The sequence below is a fragment of the Streptomyces silvae genome (assembly GCF_016745505.1).
Classification (GTDB): Bacteria; Actinomycetota; Actinomycetes; order Streptomycetales; family Streptomycetaceae; genus Streptomyces; species Streptomyces silvae.
In genome coordinates this window covers 101,466-107,465 of record NZ_JAERUC010000111.1, presented here as the reverse complement: position 1 = coordinate 107,465, position 6,000 = coordinate 101,466, and the positions used below count along the sequence as shown (strand labels likewise).

Genomic DNA, 6,000 nt, shown 5'->3' with positions numbered 1-6,000 from the left:
CAACACGAACAGCGATTTCACCACGGTTGGCGATGAGCACCTTGCGCACGATGACTCCCTCCTTGAGAACAAGCTGAGTTTAGGGACTACCGACACGGCCGTACGACCCGTCCCCAATAGTGAACTTGCCCACACGGAGTGTGATCCGAGGCTTGCTCGGGTCGCGAAATCCCTTGTCGCACCACGGTACGCCGCGATCCTCAACCGCACAGTAGCCACGAAGTGTGGCCCAAGTCTCTGTCCGGACGTTCAACGCCGCGCGGCGTTTCTTTGTGGACTCCCTACGAACGGACGAGGGAATCTTTGCCGCCGTGCCGAAGCGGCGGTACGGGCGTGCGAAGTGTGCACGACCTCTTGTCCCTGCCATTACCCTCCCCCAAGCTCTTGAAGAGCAGGGGGGACCTCCACGTAGGGTCCGCGCTGTACCGGACGTACTACAGGTAACAAGGGGTGGGTGCCGTGGTGCGCAGACCAGTGGCCGTCGTGACCGCGATCGTTCTGTTCGTGGAGGCCGTGGGCATCGTGCTCGTCAACGGCGTCCTCGCGACGGTCGCCGACAACCAGAGCATGTCCCTGGCCGGGATGGATCCGGACGCCATGGTCACCGGCACATGGGTGATGGGCGGTGTCTCCGGGGCCCTGCTGGTGCTCTGCGGGCTCATACCGCTGCTGGCCGGGATACGCGACCGGGCGCCCGGCCGCCTCGGCAGGATCGCCCTGATCGCCTGCGCGGTCGTCCACGGGGTGCTGGGCGCGCTGGCGGTGGGGCTGATCGGCTGGGCGGCCTTCGCGTTCCTGATGGTCGTCCTGGCGTTGATCGTGCTGACCCTGGTGGCGTTCGACCGGCGTGAGCCGGAAGAGGCGAAGACCGGCCCAGGAGCGGCCCCGGAACCGGTCTGAGGCCCGCTGACGGTCTGCTCGCTCAGACCCACAAGTCGGTGACGGAGACGCCCAGTTCGCCGAGCAGCCGGCGCAGCAGCGGCAGTGAGAGTCCGATGACGTTGCCGTGGCTGCCCTCGATCGACTCGACGAACGGCGCCGAGCGGCCGTCCAGGGTGAACGCCCCCGCGACATGGAGAGGCTCACCCGAGGCGACGTAGGCCGCCACCTCGGCGTCCGTCGGCTCGCCGAACCTGACGACGGTGGACGCGGTCGCCGACGCCGTACGGCCGGTGGCCGTGTCGATGACGCTGTGGCCCGTCTGCAGGATGCCCGACCGGCCGCGCATGGACTTCCAGCGGGCGGTGGCCTCCTCGCTGTCGGCGGGCTTGCCGAGCGCCTCGCCGTCCAGCTCCAGCACCGAGTCGCAGCCGATGACGAGCGCGCCCGAGGCCTCCGGGCGGGCCGCCACCGCGGCCGCCTTCGCCTCGGCCAGGACGAGCGCCAGCTCACCCGGGGTCGGAGCGGTCAGCGCGTCCTCGTCGACACCGCTGACGATCACCTCGGGGGCGAAGCCCGCCTGCCGCAGGAGGCCGAGACGGGCGGGGGAGGCGGAGGCGAGCACGAGGCGGCGCTGATCAGTCATACCCGCCATCGTAGGCGGGCCCGAAGGCCCCTCAGCGGGTGCCCAGGACGAACATCGCGACGACCATGGCCAGCGCGAGCAGCAGCCCCGCGCGACGCATCATGTCCTGGGCGTCGCGCAGTTCCTTGGGCGGCTTGTTCTCGGGGTCGGACCACAGCATGGTTCCGATGGTGCTCCGGAGACGACAGCGGCGCCTGAGTACGCGTACTCAAGCGCCGCCCGGCCCGCTCTCAGGAGGGCCAGTACGTCCGCGCCCAGGAGCGGGGCCCCGGCCGGAGCGCGCCCCGGCGGGCGATCCGCCCCGGGTCCGACCACTGCTCGGGCGGCAGCGGTGCCCCGGACGGCTCGGCGGTCACCGCCGCCGCTCGCGCCCGGACCACGGCGAGGGCCGCGGCGAGCTCCTCCGGCGTCGGGTTGCCCCGTACGACCTTGATCATGGTGCCTCCCGGTGGTTAGAGGGGGATGTTGCCGTGCTTCTTCGGCGGCAGCGACTCGCGCTTCGTACGGAGCTGGCGCAGGCCCTTCACGAGGTGCGCGCGGGTGTCGGACGGCATGATGACCGCGTCGACGTAGCCCCGCTCGGCCGCGACGTACGGGTTGAGGAGGGCGTCCTCGTAGTCCGCCATCAGCTCGGCGCGGGTGGCGTCGCGCTCGTCGGCGTCCGCAACGGCGGCGATGGTCCTGCGGTGCAGGATGTTGACCGCGCCCTGCGCGCCCATCACGGCGATCTGTGCGGTCGGCCAGGCCAGGTTCAGGTCGGCGCCCAGGTGCTTGGACCCCATGACGTCGTACGCCCCGCCGAACGCCTTGCGGGTGATCACCGTGATCAGCGGGACGGTGGCCTCGGCGTACGCGTAGATCAGCTTGGCGCCGCGCCGGATGATGCCGCCGTACTCCTGGTCGACACCGGGCAGGAAGCCGGGCACGTCGACGAAGGTGATGACCGGCACGTTGAACGCGTCGCAGGTACGGACGAAGCGCGAGGCCTTCTCGCTCGCGTCGATGTCCAGACAGCCGGCCAGCTGCATCGGCTGGTTGGCGACGATGCCGACCGGGTAGCCCTCGACGCGCCCGAAGCCGGTGACGATGTTCGGCGCGAACAGGGCCTGGGTCTCCAGGAACTCACCGTCGTCGAGCACGTGCTCGATGGCGGAGTGCATGTCGTACGGCTGGTTCGCCGAGTCCGGGATGAGGGTGTCGAGCTCGCGGTCCTCGTCCGTGGTCTCCAGGTCGGCCTCCTCCGGGAAGGCCGGGGCCTCCGAGAGGTTGTTCGAGGGGAGGTAGGACAGCAGGGACTTGACGTACTCGATGGCGTCCTTCTCGTCGCCCGCCATGTGGTGGGCCACGCCGGACGTGGTGTTGTGCGTACGGGCGCCGCCCAGCTCCTCGAAGCCGACGTCCTCGCCGGTGACCGTCTTGATGACGTCCGGGCCGGTGATGAACATGTGCGAGGTCTGGTCGACCATCACCGTGAAGTCGGTGATCGCGGGGGAGTAGACCGCGCCGCCCGCGCAGGGGCCGACGATCAGGGAGATCTGCGGGATCACACCCGAGGCGTGGACGTTGCGGCGGAAGATCTCCGCGAACAGCCCGAGGGCGGCCACACCCTCCTGGATGCGTGCGCCGCCGCCGTCGTTGATGCCGATGACCGGGCAGCCGGTCTTCATCGCGAAGTCCATGACCTTGACGATCTTCTCGCCGTAGACCTCGCCGAGCGAGCCGCCGAAGATCGTGAAGTCCTGCGAGTACACGCAGACGGGGCGGCCGTCGACCGTGCCGTAGCCGGTGACCACGCCGTCCCCGTAAGGGCGGTTCTTCTCGATGCCGAAATTGGTGGACCGGTGCCGTGCGAATTCGTCGAGCTCCACGAAGGAGCCCTCGTCGAGCAGGAGATCGACCCGCTCCCGGGCGGTCAACTTGCCCTTGGCGTGCTGCTTTTCGACGGCACGGGCGGAACCTGCGTGTGTGGCCTCTTCGATACGGCGCTGCAGGTCCGCGATCTTGCCCGCGGTGGTGTGGATGTCGCTCTGCGGCTCGGACATCGGGTGGCGGCTCCCTGCCTGGTCACGGGGACGGCTGGTACATCTGGTGCATCCAGTACCGTGCTCGACGGCTGTCTGCTCGTCGGCGGGTGGTTGCTACTGACCCGTAGCGTATCGGCGCGGATACGGTTCGGCAGTGCGTCGTTGGCCACACCTAATGTGGGTTGCATGACACCTCCGGATGCGCCGCACAACCGCTGGTCGGACCTCGACAGGCCGCCCCTGAACGCCACCGCGCTGCGCCGCGGGCTCCTGAAGCCCGAGGGCCTGTGGACCTCGCTCGACATCGTCGAGGCGACCGGCTCCACCAACACCGACCTCGCGGCACGGGCCTCCGGCGGCGGCCTGGCCGAAGGCGCGGTGCTGGTCGCGGAGGAGCAGACCGCGGGCCGTGGGCGGCTCGACCGGAGCTGGACGGCCCCGCCCCGCTCGGGCCTCTTCCTCTCGGTCTACCTCACCCCCGGCGACGTACCCGCCGAGCGGTGGGGATGGCTGCCGCTGCTGGCCGGTGTCGCCGCCGCCACGGGCCTCGCGCAGTCGGCGGGCGTGGACATGGCACTGAAATGGCCCAACGACCTCCTGGTGACCATCGGCGGCACCGAGCGCAAGACCGGCGGCATCCTCGCCGAGCGCGCCGGCGACGGGGTCGTGGTCGGCATCGGCCTCAACGTGTCGCTGCGCGCGGCCGAGCTGCCCGCCCCGCACGCCGGTTCGCTGGCGCTCGCCGGAGCCGTCTCCACCGACCGCGAGACCTTGCTCCGGGCCGTCCTGCGTTCACTGGAACAGTGGTACGTGCAGTGGCGCGACGCGAACGGCGACGCCGCCGAGAGCGGCCTCCAGGCCGCCTACGCGGCGGGCTGCGCCACGCTCGACCGGACGGTGCGGGCCGAGCTGCCGGGCGACCGCACCCTCGTCGGCGAGGCCGTCGCGATCGACGGCGACGGACGGCTCGTGCTGGCCACGGGCGACGGCCTCCAGGAGCCGGTGTCGGCCGGGGACATCGTCCACCTGCGCGGGGAGGAGGGCGGTCTCACCTGATCCACCGGCCCCGCACACACGCGTGGTGCCACGCGTGTGCGGGACGCCGGATCAGGTGAGACCGCGCCACCGGGGACGTGAGCCAGGGCACACCTGCCGTATCGTTGAGGCGATCCAGCGACAGATCGGCAGGGCAGTGCGCAGGGAACGGGCAGGAGGCGGCCGGTGACCGTCGACGACACGAACTCCGACGACGGCGCGGAGCCCTCGTCGGGACCGTCCGTCCACTCGACACCGCATCACGAGGTCGACCACACGGCCGAACCGACCGACGACCCTCTCGCGATCAGGCTGGAACAGCTGATCCTGGGGGCCGACCGTCGCTACACGCCGTTCCAGGCGGCCAGGACCGCCGGGGTCTCCATGGACCTGGCGTCCCGCTTCTGGCGGGCGATGGGGTTCGCCGACATCGGGCAGGCCAAGGCGCTGACCGAGGCCGACGTCCTGGCACTGCGCCGCCTCGCCGGACTCGTCGAGGCCGGGCTGCTCAGCGAGCCCATGGCGATCCAGGTGGCCCGGTCGACCGGGCAGACCACCGCCCGGCTCGCCGAGTGGCAGATCGACTCGTTCCTGGCGGGGCTGACCGAGCCCCCCGAGCCCGGGATGACCCGCACCGAGGTCACGTATCCGCTGATCGAGCTGCTCCTGCCCGAGCTCCAGGAGTTCCTGGTCTACGTGTGGCGGCGCCAGCTCGCCGCCGCCACGGGCCGGGTCGTGCAGACCGGGGACGACGAGGAGATGGTCGACCGGCGGCTCGCCGTGGGCTTCGCCGACCTCGTCGGCTTCACCCGGCTGACCCGGCGGCTGGAGGAGGAGGAGCTCGGCGAGCTGGTCGAGGCCTTCGAGACGACCTCGGCCGACCTGGTCGCCGCGCACGGCGGGCGGCTCATCAAGACCCTGGGCGACGAGGTCCTCTTCGCCGCGGACGACGCGGGCACGGCGGGCGAGATAGCGCTCCGGCTGGTCGAGGTGATGGCCCAGGACACGACGATGCCCTCGCTGCGGGTCGGCATCGCGTTCGGCACGGTCACCACGCGCATGGGCGACGTGTTCGGTACGACGGTGAACCTGGCCAGCCGGCTCACGTCGATAGCGCCCAAGGACGCGGTGCTGGTCGACGGCGCGTTCGCCGCGGAGCTCATCAGGAACGGCGACGCCCCCGCCTCCGAGGCCGAGGAGACCGCCGCGGCGGCCGAGCGGGCCCGGCTGGCGGAGAAGGAGGACCGCCGCCCGGACGAGGAGCCCCCGCACCCGTCGTACCGCTTCGGACTGCAGCCCATGTGGCAGCGGCCGGTGCGCGGTCTGGGCGTGGTGGAGCCCTGGCTGCTGGCCCGGCGGGGCAAGCCCTCGACCTGACGGACGGGTGCCGGAAAGGCCTGCCCCTAGGATTCCGGT

General features: G+C 71.0%; 7 protein-coding genes. 3 read left to right on the top strand and 4 right to left on the bottom strand.

Annotated features, from left to right (window positions below; all coding sequences use genetic code 11):
• Window positions 1-459 precede the first annotated feature (459 nt).
• The gene (locus JKV81_RS17550; protein ID WP_187281812.1) at window positions 460-900 is read left to right on the top strand and encodes a hypothetical protein; all 441 of its coding nucleotides are present in this window, start codon (window positions 460-462) and stop codon (window positions 898-900) included.
• Between the two features lie 22 nt (window positions 901-922).
• On the opposite strand, the gene JKV81_RS17545 is transcribed toward JKV81_RS17550, so the two are convergent.
• From JKV81_RS17545 to JKV81_RS17535, 4 genes are all read right to left on the bottom strand, one after another.
• The gene (locus JKV81_RS17545; protein WP_129265188.1) at window positions 923-1,534 is read right to left on the bottom strand and encodes a nucleoside triphosphate pyrophosphatase; all 612 of its coding nucleotides are present in this window, start codon (window positions 1,532-1,534) and stop codon (window positions 923-925) included.
• Window positions 1,535-1,556: 22 nt separating this feature from the next.
• On the bottom strand, window positions 1,557-1,685 hold the full coding sequence (gene mmpB, locus JKV81_RS36565) for a morphogenic membrane protein MmpB (protein ID WP_099174806.1): 129 nt from the start codon (window positions 1,683-1,685) through the stop codon (window positions 1,557-1,559).
• 70 nt (window positions 1,686-1,755) lie between these two features.
• Complete coding sequence (locus JKV81_RS17540; protein ID WP_099174805.1) at window positions 1,756-1,962, bottom strand: acyl-CoA carboxylase subunit epsilon; 207 nt, start codon at window positions 1,960-1,962, stop codon at window positions 1,756-1,758.
• A gap of 15 nt (window positions 1,963-1,977) precedes the next feature.
• On the bottom strand, window positions 1,978-3,567 hold the full coding sequence (locus JKV81_RS17535; protein WP_129265189.1) for an acyl-CoA carboxylase subunit beta: 1,590 nt from the start codon (window positions 3,565-3,567) through the stop codon (window positions 1,978-1,980).
• A 168-nt stretch (window positions 3,568-3,735) separates the two neighbouring features.
• Between JKV81_RS17535 and JKV81_RS17530 the strand changes: the two genes are divergently transcribed.
• The gene (locus JKV81_RS17530) at window positions 3,736-4,605 is read left to right on the top strand and encodes a biotin--[acetyl-CoA-carboxylase] ligase (protein WP_124274377.1); all 870 of its coding nucleotides are present in this window, start codon (window positions 3,736-3,738) and stop codon (window positions 4,603-4,605) included.
• 165 nt (window positions 4,606-4,770) lie between these two features.
• Window positions 4,771-5,961 (top strand): adenylate/guanylate cyclase domain-containing protein, encoded by a 1,191-nt coding sequence (locus JKV81_RS17525; protein WP_124274378.1) that lies wholly within the window; start codon window positions 4,771-4,773, stop codon window positions 5,959-5,961.
• The last annotated feature ends 39 nt before the right edge of the window (window positions 5,962-6,000 follow it).

Bases quoted from the DNA above. Each gene is read 5' to 3' on its own strand.
- JKV81_RS17540 (WP_099174805.1), bottom strand. From the start codon at position 1,962: ATGATCAAGGTCGTACGGGGCAACCCGACGCCGGAGGAGCTCGCCGCG.
- mmpB (WP_099174806.1), bottom strand. From the start codon at position 1,685: ATGCTGTGGTCCGACCCCGAGAACAAGCCGCCCAAGGAACTGCGCGAC.
- JKV81_RS17535 (WP_129265189.1), bottom strand. From the start codon at position 3,567: ATGTCCGAGCCGCAGAGCGACATCCACACCACCGCGGGCAAGATCGCG.
- JKV81_RS17545 (WP_129265188.1), bottom strand. From the start codon at position 1,534: ATGGCGGGTATGACTGATCAGCGCCGCCTCGTGCTCGCCTCCGCCTCC.
- JKV81_RS17530 (WP_124274377.1), top strand. From the start codon at position 3,736: ATGACACCTCCGGATGCGCCGCACAACCGCTGGTCGGACCTCGACAGG.